This window comes from Nakamurella leprariae (assembly GCF_016918035.1).
GTDB lineage: Bacteria > Actinomycetota > Actinomycetes > Mycobacteriales > Nakamurellaceae > Nakamurella > Nakamurella leprariae.
The window spans coordinates 94,588-115,300 of record NZ_JAERWK010000006.1 but is presented as its reverse complement, the minus strand read 5'-3'; the positions used below and the strand labels follow the sequence as shown (position 1 = coordinate 115,300).

Sequence of the window (20,713 nt, the reverse complement as noted above, 5' to 3'; positions counted from 1 at the left end):
GGTCATCGTGCGGCGGACCAGCCCTCGACCGAGCGGATGGCCGCGGCCACCGTCGCGGCGGTGACCTCGGCGCTGGTGTTGCGCACGTGCGGCGCCTTCGCGGTGGCGGTGGCGAGCGCGCCGATCTCGGCCTCGGTCGGGTCGCCCATGCCGAGTTCGCCCAGCGAGGTGGGCAGCCCGACGACGCGCAGCAGCCGGGTGACCTCGCCCACCACCTGATCGGGCTGCCGTTCCAGGGCGAGCTGAACCAGGAGGCCGTACGCGACGTGGTACCCGTGCAGGTGGTCGGCGGTGCCTCGTCCGGCCATCAGCCCCCGCGTCATGCAGTGCGCGACGGACAGGCCTCCGTTCTCGTAGCCGATGCCCGACATCAGCACCACGGCCTCCACGACGGCTTCCACCGCCGGGGTGAGTCGGCCTTCGGCGACCGCCGCCACCGCGTCCGCGGCGTGGTCGGCCAGCACCTGGTAGCACCCGTCGGCGATGACCCTGCCGATGAGCAACGGGCGTGTGCCCTGGGTGGTGAGCCCCGTCCCGGCCAGCGTCCCCCTCGCCTCGAAGCGCTTGGCCAGGGCGTCGCCGATGCCCGAGCGCAGGAAGTCGACGGGCGCCTGAGCGATGACCGCCGTGTCCACCACCACGCACGCCGGGTTCCACGGCAGCGCATCGAGCTCCCGCAGCACGTGCGACTCGTCGTAGACGGCGACCACCCGGGCCGTCGGGCCGTCGTTGGACGCGATGGTCGGGCAGGTGACCATCTCCGCGCCGAGGGCGATCGCCACGCCCTTGGCCAGGTCCAGCGTCTTGCCGCCACCGACACCGACCACGACGTCGAACGGCTCGCCGGATTGCCGGTCGCCGAACTCGGCGACCAGCGCGGCGATGTTGGCCCGGGTCACCTCACCCGAGCACGCCACGATCGGGGCGGCGTCCGGACCGGACCGGGCCCCGTCCGGAGGTGCCATGGCCGTCGCCAGCCGGGCCCCCAGTCGCTCGTGGACGAAGCCGTCGACCAGTACCACCGGACGCCGGCCCACCTCGGCCACCAGCTCCCCGAGACGGTCCAGCAGGCCGGGACCTTGCACGTACCGCCGGGGCCCGGCGAACTGCCGGTACCCAGGGCTCCTCGCCGGCGGTGCGTCCGTGTCCCCCGGAGGGCTCACCGGCCCGACCAGACGCCGGTGATCACGGCGCCGGTGATGGCGTCCTGGTCCAACCCGAACTCGCGCTCGTTGTACCACTGGGCTGCGCAGGGGTGGAACCGGTCGTGCAGCCCGATGCGGGTGATCGGCGTGTCCAGCCCGGTGTCGTGCACCAGCTCAGTCACCGCCGACCCGAGACCACCCGAGCGCAGACCATTCTCGATCACGATGACGCGGCCGACCCGGGCGGCGACGTCCAGCACGGCCGCCTCGTCGAGCGGCTTGATGGTCGGGATGTGCAGCACGGCGGCCGACACGTCCGCGGCCCGCGCGGCGTCCGCCGCCTTGAGCGCGCGCTCGGTCATGAACCCGGTGCTCAGCACGGCGACGTCGGTGCCGTCCCGCAGCAGTCGGGCCTTGCCGATCTCGAAGGTGAAGTCCTGCTCGTCGAAGACGACGGGAACCTTGCCACGCAGGTTGCGGATGTAGAACGTGCCCGGCGTCGCCGCGGCGGCCCGGACCACGTGCCGCAGCTCGACGGCGTCACACGGGTCGATGACGGTCAGGTCCGGCACGCTGCGCATGACGACCAGATCCTCGAGCGACTGGTGGGTGGCGCCGTAGGGATTCACCAGCCCGGGGGAGCCGGCAACGATCTTGACGTTCGCCTTGCTGTGCGCACAGGCGATGGCGATGAAGTCCAGGGCCCGGCGGGACAGGAAGGCCGCGTACGTCGCGCAGAACGCGATCTTGCCGACCTTGGCCAGGCCGGCCGCCATCATCACCGCGTTCTGCTCGGCGACGCCGGCGTTGAAGTACCGCTCGGGGAACTCCTTCATGAACGGCACGATGTCGGAGTACTTGGACATGTCGGCGCTCAGGCCGACGATGTCCGGGTTCTCCCGGCCCAGCGCGACCAGTTCGTTGCCGAACGGTGCGATCTCGTACGGGCCGGCGACTTCGGCGACCTCGCCCATCCCTCCGGCGCGGTTGAGCACGTCAGCCACGAGCGGCCTCCAGTTCCTCGATCAGCGACGCCCACTCGCCCTCGGCGACGCGGACGAAATGAGCCCGTTCCCGGGCCATCAGGGTGGGGATCCCGCAGCCCGGGGTGGTGCGGGCGATGAGCACCTTGGGCCGGTCGGGGTGGGCGTCCAGTGCGTCGAACGCGCGGCAGAGTTGGTCGATGTCGTTGCCGTCGACCTCTTCGACGGCCCAGCCGAAAGCCCGCCACTTGTCGGCCACCGGCTCCATGGCGAGCACCATCGGGCCGTCGGCCTGGATGCCGTTGCAGTCGACCACCGCAGTCAGGTTGGCCAGGGCGAAGCTGCCGGCGGACATGGCGGCCTCCCAGGTGGAGCCCTCCTGCAGCTCGCCGTCGGACAGCTCCACCATCACACGGGCGGGGGAACCGTCGAGCCGCAGGCCCAGGGCCATCCCGACGCCCTGGCCCAGGCCGTGACCCAGTGAGCCGCCGGTGATCTCGACACCGGGCGTCTCGTCGAAGGTGCTCATCGGCAGGTCGCTGCCGTTGAGGCCGTAGGTGGCGATGTCCTCCTCTGACAGCACGCCCAGTTCGGCGAGCACCGCGTACATGGCGATGGAGTAGTGCCCGGTGGACAGCACGAAGCGGTCACGCTCGGGCCAGTCCGGCCAGGCCGGATCGAACCGCAACTGGCGGAAGTAGGCGACCGCCAGCAGGTCGGCGATGCCCAAGCCCTGGGCGATGTACCCCTCACCCTTGTCGGCGGCCATCGCCATCATTCGCTGCCGCAGCCGGAAGGCGCGGTCGCGCAGCTCGTGGCCGGTGACCGCGGTGCGGTCCCCGACATCCGTGATGGTCATCAGATCTCCTGTTCGGTCGGCGGGGACGGCTCGCGGTGCCGTCGGTCGTCATGGAAGGTGCCGTCGATGGTGATCCCGCCGTCCACCGGCAGCAGCACACCGGTGACGAACGAGGCGTCCTGGGACACCAGGAACGAGATGGCAGCGGCGATCTCGTGGGCGCGGCCGAACCGCATGAGTGGCGTCCGCATCAGCAGCCGCTCGCGGTCGAGCGTGCCGCCGGCCAAGCCGGACTGCATCATCGCGGTGTCCATGTAGCCGGGGGCGACGGCGTTGACCCGGATGCCGACCCGGCCCCATTCGGCCGCCAGGGTCCGGGTCAGTCCGACGATGCCGGTCTTGGCCGTGCTGTAGGCCAGGCGGTGCGGAAGCCCGAACGTCGACCCGACGGACGCCAGGTTGACGACGGCGGCGGCCGGAGCCGCGACGAGCAGCGGGTACGCGGCGCGACTGCACCGCATGGTCCCGCCCAGGTTGACCGACAGCTCCCGGTCCCACTGGGCGGACTCGAACGATTCGGCGGGCGAGCGCGAGATGATCCCCGCGTTGTTGACCAGGACGTCGAGCCGTCCTGTGGTGGCCCGTACTGTCTCGAGACACGCTGCCACCGAACCGTCATCGGTCACATCGACGCAGATCGGCGTCGCGGTGTGGCCGACCGCGGCCAGCTCGCGGGCGGCGAGCTGCGCGGCTGCGGCGTCGATGTCGGCCATGACGACGTGGAAGCCGTCCGCGGCGAGACGGACCGCCGTGGCCAGACCGAGTCCCTGGGCCGCGCCGGTGATCAGCGCGACGCGTGAGGTGTCCGGGGTGCTCATGCGGTGGGCTCCTCCACCCGGCGGACGGGGGTGCCGCCGGCCGGGCCCTGGTCGTCCAGCCGGTCATGCAGCTCGGCGGCCGCCTCCAGTGCCACCGCGTCCTCGGGGTCGCCCTCGCCCTCGGTGAACGGCTCCCAGCGGATGGCCAGGCAGATCGCGACGCCGAGCAGCGGCACGACCGTGAAGACGGTGATCGTGGTGGCCAGGCCCCACTCGTCGACCAGGACCGGGAACAGGTACAGACCGACGATGCCACCGATGCTCTGCGAGACGGTGGCCACCTGGCCGCCCCGGCCACGCAGGTCGCTGGGGTAGGCCATCGCGGCCATGGTCAGCCCGGAGACGCCCGGGCCGGCCGAGTGGAAGCAGATGAACAGCGCCGGCACCAGGAACATCAGCGCCACCGGCATGCTGTCGAAGAAGACACCCAGCACCAGGATGGTCGCCGCCACCGCGGCGAAGCCGTACAGCGCGGAGTGGTGGGCACCGAGCCGGCGGGCGACCCAGATCGAGGCGACGCCGCCGATGATGCCGAAGACGTTGAAGACGATCGAGCCCACGATCGCCTCGCCGAAACCCTCGCCGAACAACGTGAGCGCGATGACCGGCAGGTAGTAGGCGACCGCGTAGTACTGCAGGGCCTGCATCATGGTGACACCGTTGGCCAGCAGCGTGCGCCGTCGGTACTTCTGCTGGAACAGCTCGCTCCACCGGGAGGCGTCCGGCCGGGTGGGCTCGGCGGTCAGGCGGCCCGAGGTCGGGAAGACCGGGTCGATCTCGTACACCTGGTTGAGCGACCGCCGCAGCCGGGGCAGGTCGCCGCGCTGGGCCAGCCAGCGCGGACTCTCCGGCATCAGCGCGATCTGTGCGATGGTGATGAGCAGGGCGAAGCCACCGGCGACGGCCAGCGACCAACGCCAGACGTCGAGGCCGACGTCCACCTGGTACAGCCCGAGCACGATGACCAGGGCCACGACCGACGAGATGTACCACTGGGCCTGCCAGAAGTTGAGCAGGTGCCGGCGGACCTTGGGCAGGAACTCGGCCAGGTAGGCCATGGCCACGCCCAGGTCGATGCCGTACGCGGCGCCGGCCAGGCAGCGGCCGACGACGAGCATGAGGAAGTCGGGTGCGGTGGCCATCAGGACCAGGCCGACCACCGCGACCAGCTTGGCCAGCACCATGAGGCGGACCCGGCCGAGGCGGTCGGCCAGGAACCCGCAGGTGAGAGCGGCGATCAGGGTGGCCACGTAGCCGTAGGCGCTGACCGAGCCGACCTGGTTCGCGGACAGGCCGAGTTGTTCGGTCATCGGGCTGGTTCCGGCGCTCAGGACGGCGAGGAAGGCAGCCTCGAAGGCGATTCCGCCCAGAGCGAGGAGCAGCAGGATCTTGTGACGGCGGGTACGGATGTCCTCGGTGTCGACGAGGGTGTTGATGTCGCGTACTGACGCGATCGGCAGTGATCTCATCGTGCGTCCGTTCTGTGCAGAGCCGTGTCGGCTCCGGCGTCGGAGGGAGGGTCGGCCGTGCGGCCGGATCCGGGATCAGTCCCGGGACGGGGACAGGACCGAGAGCACGTCCTCGGGTCCGTCGAGCATCAGGTCGGGTCGATGGGGCTCGAGCGCCGCGGCGCCGTAGTAGCCGTAGCCGGCACCGGCGGTGCGCACGCCGGCGGCCCGGCCGGCCAGCACGTCCTGGGGTCCGTCCCCGACGTACCAGCTGGACTCCGGAACCAGGCCGGCTCGGGACAGGCCGAGCAGCACCGGGGTGGGGTCGGGCTTGCGTTCGACGGAGTCGTCCGCGGTGATGATGCAGCGCAGCAGCGAGGTGTCGATGCCGACCCACTCGAGATCCAGCAGCATCCGGCTCCGTGACTTGTTGGTCACGATGCCGGTCACCACCCCACGGCGGTCCAGTTCCTCCAGAGTCCGTACCGCGGCCGGGTAGGCGACCACCTGGCGGTGGGCGGTATCGAGGTAGTGCTCGCTGTACAGGGCGACGAGTTCGTCGGCGTCGCCGTCGGACCAGGTCGTGAAGATCTCGTGCGGCCGAGGGGCCATGAGTACGTGCGGATCCTCCAGCGGCGCCGGCAACGGCACGCCCCGTCCGTGCTCGAAGGCGTGCCGGTACGCCGCCACGATGGCCCGGCCGGAGTCGATCAGCGTGCCGTCGAGATCGAACAGGACGCCGCGGGTGCGGGACGCGGTCATGCGGCCACCGGCTCGAAGGCGAAGAACTCCCGCGGGTTGTCGACGAAGACACGCTGCGCCGTCGCGTCGTCCATCCGGGCTCGGACCTGTTCGAGGATGCCTGAGAATCCCGGCGTACCACCCCAACTGGGCTGGTAGCTGGGTCGACCCAGGTCGCCGGAGGCCATGATCCGGGTGAAGCCCTCGTCGAACAGGCGATGCACGAACTCGATCCGCCGGTCGTCCGACGGGTACTTGGGCTTGGTCCAGTGGTCGAAACCCAGCCAGGCGCCGGTCGCCGCGATGCCCCGGATGTAGTCGTAGTCCAGGTTCCGGTCGACGTGCCCGATGAGCAGGCGGCCGGGTTCGACGCCCGCCGACCGGAAGCCGGCGACCTGCACATCGCCGAGCGTGCCGGCCTGGCAGTGCGTCGAGATGGGCACGCCGGTGGCCAGGTGCGCCGCCGCCGTGGCCCGCTGCACCTTCTGCTCGTCGTCGCGGATGAAGTCGGTGCGGCAGGTGCCGTACTTGAGCACTCCGCACCGTGGCCCGGATCCGTCGATGCCGACGGTGATGTCGGTGACGAAGCGGGCGGTCAGCGACTCGACCGTCTCCTCCTGCAGCGACTCCGGGTAGTAGATGCCCTTCTGGTACCCGGACGCCGAGACCACGTGCACGGTGGACCGTGCCGCGGCGGCGGCCAGACCGACCGGGTCGCGGCCGTAGTCAGCCGTCGTCATCTCGATCAGGGCCCCACCACCGACGCCGGCGAAGTGCTGGAGCTCGGTGACCGCGCGGTCGACGTCGTCGAGCACCATGTCGTCGTCCAGGTCGACGGCCCAGCTCGGGGGGCGGGTGAACAGGTGCTCATGGCACAGGGTCACGCCCAGTGCGGATGGGGCGATGTCGCCGCGCACGGTCCTGACGATCACGAAGGCTCCTCGGTGCCGCCCTGAGCGGCGTGGTCGGCGGATGCCGCCCAGACGGCGGCGAGCGGGCCCAGGAGGGCCCGGTAGGTGGCGAAGGCGTGGTCGTGCACCGCGGCGTGCTCCGGCCGTGGGTGGAACACCGACCCCGGGCGCACGAGGGCCTTGCCGGCGTGGTCGAGGTCGTGGAAGGCGCCCACCGCCAGGCCGCCGAGCATCGCGGCACCGAGCGCGCCCGATTCCTCGACATCCGGCACCGTCATGGGCTTCTGCAGGACGTCAGCGATGGTCTGGCACCACGGTGCACTGCGGGCACCGCCGCCGGTCAGCCGGATCTCGTCGATCGCCACCGGCATGGCCTCGTAGCAGTCACGGACGGCCAGGGCGGTGCCCTCCAGCACCGCCCGGATCAGCTGGTCGGCGGTGGTGTCCGGGCCGAAGCCGACGAAACTGCCGCGGGCGTTGCCGTCGACGAACGGCGCCGTCGCGCCGGCCGTGTTCAGGTACGGGTGGAAGAGCAGGCCGTCGTTGCCCGGGACGGTGGCGTCCATCGCGGCGTCGACCACCGCCCCGAGTGTCGTCCCACCGCGGGCGATCTGGTCACCCGTCGCGGCGCAGAAGGTGGACATCACCCAGTCCAGGCAGAGGGTGCCGCCGCCCGAGTTGGTGATCTGCCGCTGCCAGCGGCCCTCCGGCATCAGGAAGCTGAAACCGACGTCCGCGGGATCCAGGACCGCGGTGGCGCTGGAGGTCCCGTTCATCAGGCTGGTGCCCAGGGTGGTGGTCGCCTGCCCGTCCCCGAGGGCTCCGACGCCGAGCATGTTGGCGGCGGCATCTCCGCAGCCGCCGGCGACGGGAGTGCCGACGGGCAGCCCGGTCAGGGCCGCCGCCGCAGCGGTCACTCCGCCCAACCGCGTACGGCCGTCCCTGACGGGCGGGACGAACGCCTGAGCCTCAGGGATCCCGAAGCGCGCGAAGAGTTCCGGGCTGACCGTCCGGTTCCGCAGGTCGCACGGCCAGAACGAGAGGTCCGACTCGTCGGTGGCCAGGACGCCGGTGAGCCGCAGGTTGATGAAGTCCTTGGCCATGACCACGTGGCGGATGCGCGCGTACCGCGCCGGATCATGCTCCTTGAGCCACGCCAGCAACGGGTACGGCATCCCGGAGATCATGGCGTTGCCACCGATGTCGTACAGCGACCGAGCATGGTCGCCGTCCTGGGCCCGGACCCGTTCCAGGATCCCGGCGGCGCGCGCGTCCGGCCAGCAGATGGCCGGGCCGACCGGCTGCGCCCGGTCGTCCAGCGCCCAGACCCCGCCCATGTGCCCGGTGACCCCGACGGACAGGACCGTGGTACCGGCGGGCAGCGCCGCGGTGACCCGGGCGATGGTCCCGGCCGTGGCCAGCCACGTCGCCTCGCAGTCCTCCTCGTGCCGATCGGCGGCGGGCCGAGAGCTGGGGGTGACGCATCCGGCCTGGGCCACCGTCCGACCGGTGGCGGCGTCCACCGCGATCGTCTTGATCGAGCTGGTGCCCTTGTCGACGCCGATCAGGACATCGAGGGCGGTCACGACGATCCCCCGACCCGGGCCAGTTCCGCGAGTGGGACCCGCATGTCGCGCAGCAGGCCGGCGTGCTCGCTGCCTGATCCGGTGGCGCGGGGCCCCGTCCGTGCCGGGTCCAACCGGACCGTCGAGCCGCTCATGGCGGCCAGGACCGCGGCGACGACCGGCGCCACCGGGTGCTCGCACCGCAACGTCACCGGCCCGTCGACGCCGAGCGCGTGGGCCGCGGCGGCCAGGTCGGCGGCCAGGCCGTCCAGGACGGCGCCGAGGATCTCCACGAGCGTGGTCCGATAGGACATGCCCACCAGGACACCGGGTTCCGCGCTGCCCGGGCGGGGCGGCCGGTGCAGGACGGACGGCACCGCGGCCGAGCGACCGGCCAGCTCGGCCAGGACCGTCGGAACCTGCGGTGCGGCAACGAACCTGGCCACCATGACGTCGAACGAGGCCAGCCCGTCGACCGAGACGTCGCTCCCGTCGCCGGACGCCGGACCGCCGGGCCGCCGGAACGTGGCCCGATCGTCCAGCGTGATCGTCCAGGCACCGGTGACCTCCGGGCCACGGGCCGACGCCGCCGACGCCGGGTCGTCCAGACCGTCCGGAGAAGGGTCGCTGCGTACGGTCCCGACCGTCATGGGCGCTCCTCGGTGCTGCAGATTCCGGAATCCGGAACCACCGTCCGGAACGTCGAGACGGTTCCACATGGATCGCTCGCGTGTCAACGCTCACATGCGGAACTCGGTTCGATCTGGAACAGTCGTCCGGAATCCGGAATCACCCCGGCGCGACGGCGCGCCCTTCCTGGACGGACGGTTGCCATGGCGCGGATGCTTCGACCGGAACCGACGATCGACCCGAAGAACCACATCGCCTCGGTCGTCAAGGCCACCAGGGTGCTGGAGGCGTTCGACCGGGAGCAGCCGCAGCTGACGCTCCAGGAGGTCGTCGAGCGCTGCGGCTACACACGCACGACGACCTTCCGCATCCTGGACACCCTCGAGCTGACCGGCTGGATCGAGCGGACCTCGTCGGGCAGCTACCGGATGACGCTGCGAGTCTTCGAACTGGCATCGGTGGTCCTGGGCAGTTACGACCTGCGCACCGAGGCGAGTCACGTGATGTCGGACCTGGCCGCGCGCTTCGACGAGAACGTCTACCTGGTGGTGCCCGACGGGACCCGAGGGGTGTGCCTGGACCTCATCGAGAGCAGCCGGCCGGTCCGGGTGATGACGCTGTCGGTGGGCCGGTCGCTGCCGCTCCACGTGGGCGGGGCGCCGCTGGCCCTGCTGGCCGAGCTCGAAGACACGCTGCTGCCCCGAGTGCTGGAGGCCGGCCCGATCACGACGTCGCTGGGACACACCATGGACCCGGCCGAACTCCGCGAGTTGCTGGCCCGGACCCGGGAGCGGGGCTACGCGCTGAGCCTGGAGGACGTCACCCCGGGCGTCGCCGCACTCGGGGCCTGCATCCACGACCGATCCGGCCGCGCGGTCGCGGCGCTCAGCTTCGGTGGGTTCCTCAGTGCCTTCCAGCCACCACGCCGCGACGAGCTGGCGGCCGCCCTGATCGAAGGAGCAGCTGTGGTCTCCCGTCGACTCGGTCACCGGAACACGTGAATGGCAGCGGGGTCAGGGATCCGCTTCCGCGGCCTGACCTCGTTCGTCACTGCGTGGTGACCGCCCGGTGCAGCGTCGCCGACGGCGCCTGCCCGAACCGGCGCCGGTACTGCTCGGCGAACCGGCTCAGATGGGCGAAGCCCCAGCGGGTCGCGACCGCGGTGACCGTCGCCCCGGCTGGAGCGGCCAGCAGGTCGGCGTGCACCCGCTCGAGCCGGACCGACCGCAGGTAGGCGGTCGGCGACATCCCGAACTCCGCCCGGAACCCCTCCTGCAGCGCCCGGGCCCCGACCGCACCGATGCGGGCCAGGTCGGCCAGCGAGAGGGCCTGTTCGGGGTGGGCCTGCACGTGGTCGACGACCCGGGCCACGTGGTCCCGGCCGGGCCGCCGCGCCGGCCGCACCAGGACCTCGCGCACGTCGTTCGGGATGCCGGTGAGCAGCTGGGTCAGCAGGAAGCCCTCGAGCTGGGCGCGCAGGATCGGGCTGCTGGCCACCCCGCCGTCCCGCCGCAGTTCCTGCCACAGGAAGCGCACCGCGGCCAGCAGGCTCTGCCCGGCCGGGCTGGTCAGCTCGAAGCCGAGCGGGAACCGGATCGCCGCCGGCGGATCGGCGCCCAGCAGGCCGCCGGCGTGGGTGAGCAGCGCGCGCCGGTCGACCTTGAGCGCGAACACGACGGCGTCGGCGGCCCAGGCGGCGACGTGCGGCAGGTCCGGGTCGAAGACCACCGCCCGCGCGCGGACGCCGCCGGCCACCTCCTCAGCGGGCTGCCGTGCGGTGAACCGCCCCCGCACCGGCAGGTTCACGTGGTACGCCGAGGCCATGGGCGGGACGGTCAGTTCCACGTCGGCGCCGTACCGGAGACGGCCCAGCGTGACCGAGCCCGACGCGTGCGACTCCAGTTCGAAGGCCAGCCGACCGGTCCGCGGAGAGGCCAGTCGGTGCGGGACGTAGACCTGGCGGACGATGTCCTGCGCCTCGTCCGGGTCGGCGGTCCGCCGCGGGATCGACGGGGTCATCGGGGCAGCGATCAGCGCTGCGGCTCCGGCTGGGATGTCGCCACCTCCGCTCTCCGGCGGCACACGGACCCCCGACGCCGGGCAGGCTAGCGCCGCCCCGCGACCCCGGCCACTGCGCGGAAGGGCGGAACGGTCAGCGCGAAACGGTCAGGACGCCGCGCACACCGGGTGGTGGGCCGGTGGCCGCGGTCCTAGCGTCTGGCGGCAGACCACTCGACGACGAGGGACGAGCCATGACCGATGTGATCCTGCAGGTGTACCCGACCGTCGGCGACACCGATGCGATGGCCAGGCTGCGGCCCATCGGCCGTGACGTCGCCGCCTACACCCAGATGCTCGAAGGACTGGTCGAGCTCGTGCAGGCGGCCGACGAGCTCGGCTACTGGGGCATCACGCACGTCGAGCACCACCTGCACTCCGAGGGCCTCGAACTGTCGCCCGCGCCGCTCATGCTCAACCTGTACCTCGGGCAGTTCACCCGGCGGCTGATGCACGGCCAGCTCGGCCTGGTGCTGCCCACGCACGATCCGATCCGGCTGGCCGAGGAGATCGCGATCGTCGACCACATGCTCAAGGGCCGACTGTTCGTCGGCATGGCCCGCGGCTACCAGGCGCGCTGGCAGAACATCATCGGCCAGACCTTCCAGGTCCAGTCCACCGCGTCCGACCAGTCCGAGGCCGACCAGCGCAACCGGGTGCTGTTCAACGAGCACTACGCGATCATGAAGCAGGCGTGGACCGACGAGCTGCTGACCTACGACGGTCCGACGTACCAGGTGCCGTACCCGCGGTCGGGCATCCCGGACTGGCCGCCGACCCGGACCACGACGCTGCCGTACGGCGCCCCCGGCGAGGTCGACGAGGACGGCACGGTGCGCGCCGTCTCGGTGTGCCCCAAGCCGTACACGTCGCCGCACCCGCAGCTGTTCCAGGCGTTCGGGGCCAGCCCGGGGACGCTGCGCTGGTGCGGGGAGGAGGACGTGACGCCGACGATCCTGGCCGGCCCGCTCGAGACGGTGGACCTGCTGGCCCGGATGTACCAGGAGGGGGCGGCGTCGCGCGGGCGGGACGTGCCCTGGGGGCAGGGCATCGGGCTCTGCCGCACCATCCACTTCGCGGACTCCAAGGCCGAGCTGTACGCCGCGGTGGACAGGTACGAGCGCCCGGTCTGGCACGGCTGGTACGAGCAGTTCGGCTTCATGGAGGGCGCACGGCTGCCCGGCGAGGAGGGACCCGTGCCCAAGCCCGGTGAGCACCTGGCCGACCGGCTGCTGGACAGCGGCCTGTTGCTGGGTGGCACCGTCGACGACGTGAAGCGGCAACTGGAACGGCTGCTGGAGCACATCCCCCTGGACTACCTGGTGTGGCTGTTCCACTGGGGCCTCATCCCACGGGACGAGGGCCTGCGCACCCTGGAGCTGTTCGCCACCGAGATCATGCCGGAGTTCGGGTTGACCGCCGCCAGCCTGGAACCGACCGCCTGATGCGCTGGGCCACCTACCGCTCGGCGAGGTCCGTCGGTCCGCGGATCGGGTTGCTGCACGAGGGCGAGCTGCGCGGCGTGCGCGGCAACGCATCCCTGGCCGAGCTGCTGGCCGGGGTCGGCCTGGAGGGCGCGGCCAGCTCGGCGCTGGCCGATCCGGCCGAGGTCGTGTCGCCGGACGAGGTGCGGCTGCTCGCGCCGATCCCGCGGCCACCATCCATCCGTGACTTCATGGCCTTCGAGAACCACGTGGTCACCTCGATGCGAGCGCTGGGCCGGGAGGTCGACCCCGGGTGGTACGAGGCGCCCGTCTTCTACTTCACCAACCCGGCCGCGACCCGGGGACCGTACGAGCCGGTGCCGATCGCCCCGGGATCCGCCGCCTTCGACTACGAACTCGAGGTGGCGGCGGTGATCGGCCGGGCCGGATCCGATCTGCACCCGGACCGGGCCGAGCAGCACATCGCCGGGTACGTCGTGCTGTGCGACTGGAGCGCCCGGGACCTGCAGGAACACGAGATGCTGCAGTCGCTCGGCCCGGCCAAGGGCAAGGACACCGCCACCAGCTTCAGCGGGTACCTGGTCACCCCGGACGAGCTGGAACCGTTCCGCCGCGACAACGGCTTCGACCTGGCCATGACCGCGTCGGTGAACGGAATGCCCTACAGCAGGGGCAGTCTCGCCGAGCTGTACTGGTCGTTCGGGGAGATGCTGGCCTATGCGTCGCGTGGGACGACGCTGCTGCCCGGCGACGTGATCGGCAGCGGCACGGTCGGTACCGGCTGCATCCTGGAGCTGGCCAGGGTGCACGGGGCCGCGGCCTACCCGTGGCTGCGACCCGGGGACGAGGTCCACCTCGCCGTCGAGAGCATCGGCTCGATCGACGCGACGATCCGCGCCGGTGCCGACGTCATCCCGCTGCCCGCCCGGGCCGCGTCCGGGCGGGCGTCCGGGCGGTGACGAGGATCGTGCGGCAGCCGGAAGGAGACGGCACGTGCAGCAGCTGACCGACAATGTCTGGACCGACACCACGCTCAAGGGCTGCAATCCCAGCCTGGTCCGCACCGCCGGGGGCGTGGTCGTCGTCGACACGCCGCAGCTGCCGACCCATGCCGTCGAGCTGCGCCGGCGGGCCGAGGCGCTCGGTCCCATCCGGTTCATCGTGAACACCGAGCACCACGTCGACCACATCTTCGGCAACTGGTGGTTCCGCGGTGCCGGGGAGGTGGTGCTGCACCAGGGCGTGTACGACAACTTCATGGAGGTCCGGCCCGGGCTGGACTCGTACGAGTTCGCGCTGGAGTCGGTGCACACCCACGATCCGGCGGCGTTGGCCCACTTCCCCGATCGGGAAACCTATTTCGCCGATCCGAACAAGGGCTCGATCGTGCTCACCGGCGACGCCACCCTGCACGTCGGTGACCACACCTTCGAGCTGCTGCACACCCCCGGCCACACCCCCGGGCAGCTGGCCGTGGTGGTGCCGCAGGAGCGGGTGGTGTTCACCGGTGACACCATCTTCAGCGAGTGCCGGACCTGGCTGATGACGTCGGATCTCGACGGGTGGCTGGTCGCGCTGGACCGGATCGCCGCGCTGGACGTCGATGTCGTGGTGCCCGGGCACGGCCCGGTGACCACCCTGGGCGCCGTCGCGGCGCAGCGCGCAGTGCTGCTGGCCTGGATGCACGCCGCCGCCGACGCGGTCGCCCGGGGCTGGTCCCGGCAGGAGACGATCGACCGACTCGCGGATCTCGACCGCTCGCCGGTCGACGTCGGGCTGGAGTCGATGGAGCCGTACATCCGCACCGCCAACGCCGGGTCGCTCTGGGACCGGTACACGGCGGCGCAGCCGGAGCCGGCGCGCTCCTGACCGGCGCGGGCTCCAGCAGAGTGATCGGCAGGTCGTCGTCCTCGACCAGGACGTCACGACCGAACCGTGCCATCGCGGCACGGACGAGCTCGATGTCGGCTGAGGCGGTCGACAGCCTGATGACGCCGGCGTCCAGGTCGGGGACCGACAACAGGCTCACGCCACTGCCGTCCGCGCGGCGCAGGGTCAGGGCGGCCCGGATCTCGCAGATCCGGCGGATGGTCGGTGCGGGGCGGTGCGTCACCGTGACCGGGACGCCGTCCGCTCGCAGCGTCGCCAGCGCGGCGAGGGCTGATGGATCGTCGCCGATCAGCTCATCGAGCGTGGGGGTGCCGCTGCGGCTGTCGGCCACCACCTCGCCGTGACCGGTGCGGCTGTACCGGAAGCGGATGACGCCCATGACCGCGTCCACGTTGTTGCGCATGATCTGCGCCCGCAGTGCACCTCCCGGCCGTCCGATCCGATCGCGCCTCGCGGCCGCGCCGGATCATCGTCGCACCGGTCGACCACGGGCGGAACGGCATGGCCGGCACACGGAGTGGAAGGGCGAACGCGCGCTGACCGGCGCAATGTCCCCGACCCGCGTCCGACCGCACCCGGCAACGCCGGCGTGCGCCACTGACCGGGTGACCGACCTCGCGCCGCCGCCGGCTCCGCCCCGTCCCGAGCTGACCTGGACCGCCGGCCCCGGCGCGCCCAGCCGGGCGCGGGCGATCCGGCTGACCGCGGATGCGCGGGTCCCGGCCTCGACGTCCTGGTCGCACGCCGCGACGGATCTCACCGGCCGGTCCCCGGCCGTGCGGGTCCGGCTGACCGGGGCCGACGAGTTGGTCGACCTGACGGTGCGGCTGACCGCCGGCGACGGCGCCTTCGTGTGGCGGGTGCTCCCGGATGCGCTCGGTGGCCCGGACCGGCCGCCGCTGCTGTGCGACGGTCAGGAGGCCGTGCTCACGCTGTCCTTCGCCGACGTCACGCTCGACGGCCGACCCGACCGGACCGCCGTCACCGGCGTGACGGTCGGACTGACCGCCAAGGGGCCGTCGACCGCCGAGATCTCCGGCATGGGCTCGATGCCCGAGCCGTCGCGCTTCCCACGCGGCCTGCTCACCCTGACCTTCGACGACAGCTTCGCCAGCCAGGCCACCGTCGCCCTGCCCGAGCTGGCCGAGCGGTCACTGCGCGGCTCGGTGGTACCCATCCTCGGCCGGCTGGACACCGGTCCGGAGCACCTGTCCCGCCGGGACGTCGACGAGATGATCGCGCAGGGGTGGGAAGTCACCGCCCACGCGCTGACCGACGAGACGCACCAGCTGGGCTCGGCGCGGATGACCGAGCAGCAGCGTGAGCACGAGTTCACCGAGCTGCGCCGGCAGCACGCCGAGATGGGGTGGACGGCCGACACCTTCGCCTATCCGGGCGGCTGGTGGTCGGCCGAGGCAGGCGCGCACGCGCTGCGGCACTTCACCGGGGTGCGCAGCGCCTACGCAGCGCTCACCGAGACCTGGCCGCCGACCGAACCCGACCGGATCCGCACCGTGTTGGTCATGCCGTCCACCCATCCGGACGGGGCCGCGCTGGCCGCCGAGATCGATCGGGCGATGGCCCACCGGGCGTGGACGGTGCTCACGTTCCACGGGTTGGTCGCCGCGGGCGGCGCCGCGCTCACCCCGTTGGACACTCCGGCCGACGCGTTCCGGGCGTTGCTCGACCGCATCGTCGAGCTGGACGTGCCAGTGCTGACGCTGCGCGAGGCGCTGGGATTCCCGGTCAGCGACTGACCGGCGGCACGTGGTGCCACTGCAGGTCCTGTACCACGCCACCGGCCAGCGCCAGGGTCAGCCAGGTCCCGGTGGGTTGCCGGCGCCGATCGGTCGGCGACCCCGGATTGAGCAGCCGCATGCCGGCGGGACTGACGGTGTCCCAGGGGATGTGACTGTGGCCGAAGACCAGCAGGTCGGTGTCCGGGAAGTCGGCGTCGGCCCGCCGCTCCCGCCCCGCCTTCTGGCCGGTCTCGTGGATCACCGCCACCCGCACCCCGCCGACCGTCGCGCGGGCCACCTCTGGCAGTCGCCGGTGCAGCTCCGGACCGTCGTTGTTGCCGGCGACCCGAGCAGCCGGCGGGAACGCGACTGCAGCAGGTCCAGCAGGTCGGCGCCCACCCAGTCACCGGCGTGCACGACCAGGTCGGCCCGGTCGATGTCGGCCCACAGTGCGGCGGGCAGGTCCTTGGCCCGGGTGGGCAGGTGCGTGTCGGACAGCACGGTCACCGCCACCGAAGCCCCGGTGTCGGCGAGATCCTGCTCGGAGTGCACGGTCTCGTCCCGCTCCACCATGACGCTCCTCCCGGTCGGCCGCCTGGGGCGACGATCAGTGTGCACCCGTCGGGACCGCCCGGCGCCGGTGCGGGAGGATCGCCGCATGACTGGCACCGATCCGACCGTTGACCCGGCCGCCCTGCTCGACCTGGCCGTGCGGGGCGCCCGGCTGGCCGCCACCGAGTTGGTGTCCCGGTACGGCCGGGTCGGCGCGTTGCGGACCAAGAGCACGGTGAACGACCCGGTCTCCGAGGCCGACCTGGCCAGCGAGGCGGTCCTCGTCGAGCTGATCACCACCGAACGGCCGCAGGACGGGCTGCTCGGCGAGGAGGGCACCGACCGCCCGTCGTCCTCCGGGTTGCGGTGGGTCATCGACCCGCTCGACGGCACGGTCAACTACCTGTACCGGCTGGACAACTTCTGCGTCAGCGTCGCGGTGGAGGACTCCTCCGGCCCGGTGGCCGGGGCAGTGTTCGATCCGGTGGCCGACCGGCTGTACGCCGCGGTCCGCGGCGGCGGCGCCACGCTCAACGGGGACCGGTTGCAGGTGAACGATCCGGTGCCGCTGGACCGGGCGCTGCTCGGCACCGGCTTCGGCTACTCGTCGGGCCGACGGGCCTGGCAGGGGGCCATCACCGGCGCGATGCTGCCCGTCGCCCGGGACATCCGCCGCATCGGCTCCGCGGCGCTGGACCTGTGCCACGTCGCCGACGGCACCCTGGACGGCTACTTCGAGATCGGGCTGCAACCGTGGGACGGCGCCGCCGGGATGCTGGTGGTGACCGAGGCCGGCGGGGTGGTGGCCACCCGGCCCGAGCGGGACCCGAGCGACGGCTCCAGCCCGGTGCGGTACCTGGCCGCCGGGCCGACCCTGCACCCCGCGCTGACCGCGACGCTGGACCGGGTCATCGCGGAGGTCGCCGGCTGACGGCGTCACCGCGGATCCGGGGCCATGGGGGTGCGCTCCGGTGACCCGGGCGGGCGTCGTCGAGGCGCCCATGATCGGCATGGGGAACTCCAGGTCGTGAGGCAGCGACCGGTCGTCCGCTGCGGTGATCCCGAGCCTGTCCGGCACCACTTGACGCCGACTGGCGATCGACTGGCGCCCCATCTGGGGTGGATCCCGAACCCCGATCAGCGCCCCGATCGGCGCCCCGATCGGGGCGCTGATCAGCGCCGCGACCGGTGCCCGGCGATGAGGTCCCGGTAGGCGGCGAACGACGCCCGTCGGGTCCGCTCCTGCGTCCGGTGGTCCACCCGCACCAGCCCGTAGTGCTGGGTGAAGCCGTCCGCGAACTCCCAGCCGTCGAGCAGGGAGCGGTGGTGGTACCCGGCCACGTCGACGCCCTGAGCGACCGCGTCGGCCACCGCCCGCACGTGATCGCGCAGGTGGGCGGTGCGGTCGTCATCGGGGACCCAGCCGGCCGCGTCCGTCGGCGCCCCCGCCGCGGCCGGACGGTCGGAGAACGCCCCGCCGGCGCTGACCACGACCGGCGGCAGGACCGGGTAGCGCCGGTGCAGGTCGACCAGCACCCGGGTCAGCGAGGCCGGGTGCACGGCCAGACCGCTGTCGGTGGTGTGCGGTGCGGGGTGGGGGACCAGGGTGAGCGGCACCGACGGGTTGTCGGGCGCCGCGGCCACCACGGTCGGTCCCGCCCAGTCCACCCCGTAGTGGTCGAGCGGAACGGCGATCGCGGCCAGATCGCCGTCGGCCACCACGTCGTGCTCGACGCCGGGGGTGCGCAGCACTGCGGCGGGGTAGCGGCCGCAGAACAGCGCGTCGGTGGCCTGTCGGTCGGCGAACGCGGCGAACCACCGCGCCGCGGCCCGGTCCAGCGGGGCGTCCGAGGCGGGGTCGACGCTGGTGTGCTGGTTGCTCACGCCGACCCGACCGCCGACCGCCCGGATCCGATGGGCGGCCCAGCCGTGGGCGAGCAACTGGTGGTGCACCGCGGCGAAGGCGCCGCCGAAGAGGGTCAGTCCGGGGGCGTCGATGCCGACGCCGTAGCCGTACAGCGCGTGCAGGACCGGCGCCTCGAAGGTGAACCAGCCCGCCACCCGGTCGCCCAGCCGGGCGGTGACCAGCTCGGCGTAGTCGGCGAAGGCCTCGGCGGTGGCACGGACCAGCCAGCCGCCCTGCTCCATCAGCTCGACCGGCAGGTCCCAGTGGGACAGCGTCAACCACGGCGACACGCCCGCCGCCAGCACCGCGTCCACCATCCGGTCGTACACGGCCAGCCCGGCCGGATCCGCCGGGCCGCGGCCGCCGGGCTGCACCCGGGACCAGGAGACGGACGTCCGCCACACGTCGGGGTGCAGCTCCCGCAGCAGGTCGACGTCCTCGGCGAGCCGGGTGAGGTGGTCGGCGGCGACGGCCGGCGTGCTGCCGTCGGCCGTCCGGCCGGGCACCGCGGCGACCAGGTCCCACACCGACGGCGTCCGGGCCCCGGCGTCGGTGCCGCCCTCCAGCTGGGCGGCCGAGCCGGTCACGCCGAAGCGGAACGCCGGGGGCAGCGCACGGGTCAGATCGACGGCGTCGTGGTCGGGGGTCACCGTCCGATCCTGGCGGATGGGGGCCGGGTGCATCCGATCACCGCCGGCAGCGAGTAGTCCATGAGCGTCATCACCCGGACGATCGGTCCGGGTGGCCGTGGTACGGAACACTCCCTCGGGGGTCTACCATCACTGGGTCGAACGGCTGACGGCTCGATCGTTCCGTCGCCGATGCCGCCGTGAGGCGGTGCCGGTACCGGACATCAGCAGTGCATCTCGACTGGTCCAGCATCGTGCCAGGAACTCCGAGCACACCGGGGTACACGAACCATGCCACCGCTCAACTCCGCGACCGCAACATCCATCCCTGCGCTCCCGGCGTCGACACCCTCGTTGTCGGCCCCTGCGCGCCACGCGACATTGCCGCTGCCGGCGCAGCGTCCGACCCGCCGCACCGGCGCGGACGACGAGCTGCAGCAGCATGGCGCCGAGAGGGACACGCAGCACGCAGCTCTCAACGGTCGGACGGTGTCCCGTCCGGCTCGCATCGCCAGCGCGCCGTCTCCGGAACGCGCCAAGGAGATGACCGCGCTGCTCGAGGGTCTCGTCGACTGCGACGATCCCGCCGAGCGGCGGCGTCGGCGCAGTGTCGTCGTCAACGAGTACCTGCCCGTCGCCCGCTCGATCGCGGCCCGCTACCGGGGCCGCGGGGTCGAGCGTGGAGATCTCGAACAACTGGCCGCGCTGGGCCTGGTCAAGGCGGTCAGCCGCTGGATCCCCGGGCACGCGGACGATTTCCTGCAGTTCGCCGTACCGACGATCTCCGGTGAGATCAAGCGGTACTTCCGCGACCACTCCTGGCTGGTCCGCCCGCCGAGGCGGATCCAGGAGCACCGGGTGGCGATCAAGGATGTCGAGCACCAGTTCTGGCAGCAGCACGGCCGGCAGCCCACCGACACCGAGGTGGCCCGGCTCACCGAGCTGTCGCACGAGGAGGTCTCCGAGTCGCGCTCGTCGGTGGCCGTCTGCCGGCCGCCGTCCCTGGACGCCGACTCCGGCCCCGGCTGGGTGCTGGCCCAGACCAGCGGCGAGGTCGACAGCGAGCTCGAGCAGGTCGAGAACCGGCTCGCGGTGGAGCGTCTGCTCGAGACGTTGACCGAGACCGAGCGTCGCGTGGTGCACCTGCGGTTCGAGTGCGGTTGGTCGCAGAGCAAGATCGCCGAGGAGGTCGGCGTCTCACAGATGCAGATCTCCCGGTGGCTGCGGGCCATCGCCCGAAAGCTGCGCGCCACCTGGAACTGACGCACGGCGGGGGGCTGCGGCGACCCCAGCACCTCGGTCGCAGCTGCCCCGCCGGCAGGTTCGCGCCCGATCGCGGTCGAGGAGCACGCATCGACATGTGCAGATCTGTGCATGTGTTGTAGCGTTGCCGT

The 20,713-nt window shown here is 72.3% G+C and carries 18 protein-coding genes and 1 pseudogene; 7 read left to right on the top strand and 12 right to left on the bottom strand.

All coding sequences use genetic code 11. The features are described 5' to 3' along the window. Positions 1-2 precede the first annotated feature (2 nt). From JL106_RS04620 to JL106_RS04580, 9 genes are all read right to left on the bottom strand, one after another. Positions 3-1,163, bottom strand: coding sequence for an iron-containing alcohol dehydrogenase (locus JL106_RS04620; RefSeq protein WP_205259524.1), 1,161 nt, complete (start codon positions 1,161-1,163; stop codon positions 3-5). Continuing rightward, positions 1,160-2,149 carry a transketolase family protein gene (locus tag JL106_RS04615; RefSeq protein ID WP_205259523.1) on the bottom strand — a complete coding sequence of 330 codons (990 nt, stop codon included), beginning with the start codon at positions 2,147-2,149 and terminating at the stop codon, positions 1,160-1,162. Before JL106_RS04615 ends, JL106_RS04620 begins: the two co-directional genes overlap by 4 nt. Beyond that, positions 2,142-2,987: a transketolase gene (locus JL106_RS04610; RefSeq protein WP_205259522.1), complete on the bottom strand. Its 846-nt coding sequence runs from the start codon at positions 2,985-2,987 to the stop codon at positions 2,142-2,144. The genes JL106_RS04615 and JL106_RS04610 overlap by 8 nt, the downstream gene beginning before the upstream one ends. Continuing rightward, on the bottom strand, positions 2,987-3,805 hold the full coding sequence (locus JL106_RS04605) for an SDR family NAD(P)-dependent oxidoreductase (RefSeq protein WP_205259521.1): 819 nt from the start codon (positions 3,803-3,805) through the stop codon (positions 2,987-2,989). Before JL106_RS04605 ends, JL106_RS04610 begins: the two co-directional genes overlap by 1 nt. After that, entirely contained in the window at positions 3,802-5,274 is a 1,473-nt protein-coding gene (locus JL106_RS04600; protein ID WP_205259520.1) for an MFS transporter, read from the bottom strand. The genes JL106_RS04605 and JL106_RS04600 overlap by 4 nt, the downstream gene beginning before the upstream one ends. A 75-nt stretch (positions 5,275-5,349) precedes the next feature. Continuing rightward, positions 5,350-6,015, bottom strand: a complete 666-nt coding sequence (locus JL106_RS04595; RefSeq protein WP_205259519.1) for an HAD family hydrolase — start codon at positions 6,013-6,015, stop codon at positions 5,350-5,352. Continuing rightward, positions 6,012-6,926 (bottom strand): phosphotriesterase family protein, encoded by a 915-nt coding sequence (locus JL106_RS04590; RefSeq protein ID WP_205259518.1) that lies wholly within the window; start codon positions 6,924-6,926, stop codon positions 6,012-6,014. The genes JL106_RS04595 and JL106_RS04590 overlap by 4 nt, the downstream gene beginning before the upstream one ends. Continuing rightward, a complete protein-coding gene (locus JL106_RS04585; RefSeq protein ID WP_205259517.1) occupies positions 6,923-8,491 on the bottom strand; it encodes an FGGY-family carbohydrate kinase in 1,569 nt (522 codons plus the stop codon). The genes JL106_RS04590 and JL106_RS04585 overlap by 4 nt, the downstream gene beginning before the upstream one ends. Then, complete coding sequence (locus JL106_RS04580) at positions 8,488-9,120, bottom strand: hypothetical protein (RefSeq protein ID WP_205259516.1); 633 nt, start codon at positions 9,118-9,120, stop codon at positions 8,488-8,490. Before JL106_RS04580 ends, JL106_RS04585 begins: the two co-directional genes overlap by 4 nt. Positions 9,121-9,312: 192 nt before the next feature. On the opposite strand from JL106_RS04580, the gene JL106_RS04575 reads away from it, so the two are divergent. Then, a complete protein-coding gene (locus JL106_RS04575) occupies positions 9,313-10,101 on the top strand; it encodes an IclR family transcriptional regulator (RefSeq protein ID WP_205259515.1) in 789 nt (262 codons plus the stop codon). A gap of 46 nt (positions 10,102-10,147) precedes the next feature. On the opposite strand, the gene JL106_RS04570 is transcribed toward JL106_RS04575, so the two are convergent. Next, positions 10,148-11,119 carry an AraC family transcriptional regulator gene (locus JL106_RS04570; RefSeq protein WP_205259514.1) on the bottom strand — a complete coding sequence of 324 codons (972 nt, stop codon included), beginning with the start codon at positions 11,117-11,119 and terminating at the stop codon, positions 10,148-10,150. 233 nt (positions 11,120-11,352) lie between these two features. On the opposite strand from JL106_RS04570, the gene JL106_RS04565 reads away from it, so the two are divergent. From JL106_RS04565 to JL106_RS21935, 4 genes are all read left to right on the top strand, one after another. Further along, positions 11,353-12,603 carry an LLM class flavin-dependent oxidoreductase gene (locus JL106_RS04565; protein ID WP_205259513.1) on the top strand — a complete coding sequence of 417 codons (1,251 nt, stop codon included), beginning with the start codon at positions 11,353-11,355 and terminating at the stop codon, positions 12,601-12,603. Then, a complete protein-coding gene (locus JL106_RS04560) occupies positions 12,603-13,562 on the top strand; it encodes a fumarylacetoacetate hydrolase family protein (RefSeq protein ID WP_205259512.1) in 960 nt (319 codons plus the stop codon). The genes JL106_RS04565 and JL106_RS04560 overlap by 1 nt, the downstream gene beginning before the upstream one ends. Before the next feature lie 34 nt (positions 13,563-13,596). Then, positions 13,597-14,472: an MBL fold metallo-hydrolase gene (locus JL106_RS04555; RefSeq protein WP_205259511.1), complete on the top strand. Its 876-nt coding sequence runs from the start codon at positions 13,597-13,599 to the stop codon at positions 14,470-14,472. A 626-nt stretch (positions 14,473-15,098) separates the two neighbouring features. Beyond that, complete coding sequence (locus JL106_RS21935; RefSeq protein WP_205259510.1) at positions 15,099-16,250, top strand: polysaccharide deacetylase family protein; 1,152 nt, start codon at positions 15,099-15,101, stop codon at positions 16,248-16,250. Here JL106_RS21935 and JL106_RS22395 read toward each other — a convergent pair. Further along, a pseudogene (locus tag JL106_RS22395) lies at positions 16,240-16,745 on the bottom strand (metallophosphoesterase family protein). The gene JL106_RS21935 and the pseudogene JL106_RS22395 sit on opposite strands and share 11 nt — an antisense overlap. A 145-nt stretch (positions 16,746-16,890) precedes the next feature. On the opposite strand from JL106_RS22395, the gene JL106_RS04540 reads away from it, so the two are divergent. Continuing rightward, complete coding sequence (locus tag JL106_RS04540; protein ID WP_205259509.1) at positions 16,891-17,715, top strand: inositol monophosphatase family protein; 825 nt, start codon at positions 16,891-16,893, stop codon at positions 17,713-17,715. Positions 17,716-17,957: 242 nt separating this feature from the next. Here the strand turns inward: JL106_RS04540 and JL106_RS04535 are convergent, their stop codons facing one another. Continuing rightward, positions 17,958-19,340 carry a glycoside hydrolase family 1 protein gene (locus JL106_RS04535; RefSeq protein ID WP_205259508.1) on the bottom strand — a complete coding sequence of 461 codons (1,383 nt, stop codon included), beginning with the start codon at positions 19,338-19,340 and terminating at the stop codon, positions 17,958-17,960. Positions 19,341-19,808: 468 nt separating this feature from the next. Between JL106_RS04535 and JL106_RS04530 the strand changes: the two genes are divergently transcribed. Then, positions 19,809-20,582 carry a sigma-70 family RNA polymerase sigma factor gene (locus JL106_RS04530; protein ID WP_205259507.1) on the top strand — a complete coding sequence of 258 codons (774 nt, stop codon included), beginning with the start codon at positions 19,809-19,811 and terminating at the stop codon, positions 20,580-20,582. Positions 20,583-20,713 lie beyond the last annotated feature (131 nt).

Bases quoted from the DNA above. Each gene is read 5' to 3' on its own strand.
- JL106_RS04610 (WP_205259522.1), bottom strand. From the start codon at position 2,987: ATGACCATCACGGATGTCGGGGACCGCACCGCGGTCACCGGCCACGAG.
- JL106_RS04605 (WP_205259521.1), bottom strand. From the start codon at position 3,805: ATGAGCACCCCGGACACCTCACGCGTCGCGCTGATCACCGGCGCGGCC.
- JL106_RS04600 (WP_205259520.1), bottom strand. From the start codon at position 5,274: ATGAGATCACTGCCGATCGCGTCAGTACGCGACATCAACACCCTCGTC.
- JL106_RS04595 (WP_205259519.1), bottom strand. From the start codon at position 6,015: ATGACCGCGTCCCGCACCCGCGGCGTCCTGTTCGATCTCGACGGCACG.
- JL106_RS04580 (WP_205259516.1), bottom strand. From the start codon at position 9,120: ATGACGGTCGGGACCGTACGCAGCGACCCTTCTCCGGACGGTCTGGAC.
- JL106_RS04575 (WP_205259515.1), top strand. From the start codon at position 9,313: ATGCTTCGACCGGAACCGACGATCGACCCGAAGAACCACATCGCCTCG.
- JL106_RS04570 (WP_205259514.1), bottom strand. From the start codon at position 11,119: ATGACCCCGTCGATCCCGCGGCGGACCGCCGACCCGGACGAGGCGCAG.
- JL106_RS04565 (WP_205259513.1), top strand. From the start codon at position 11,353: ATGACCGATGTGATCCTGCAGGTGTACCCGACCGTCGGCGACACCGAT.
- JL106_RS04560 (WP_205259512.1), top strand. From the start codon at position 12,603: ATGCGCTGGGCCACCTACCGCTCGGCGAGGTCCGTCGGTCCGCGGATC.
- JL106_RS04540 (WP_205259509.1), top strand. From the start codon at position 16,891: ATGACTGGCACCGATCCGACCGTTGACCCGGCCGCCCTGCTCGACCTG.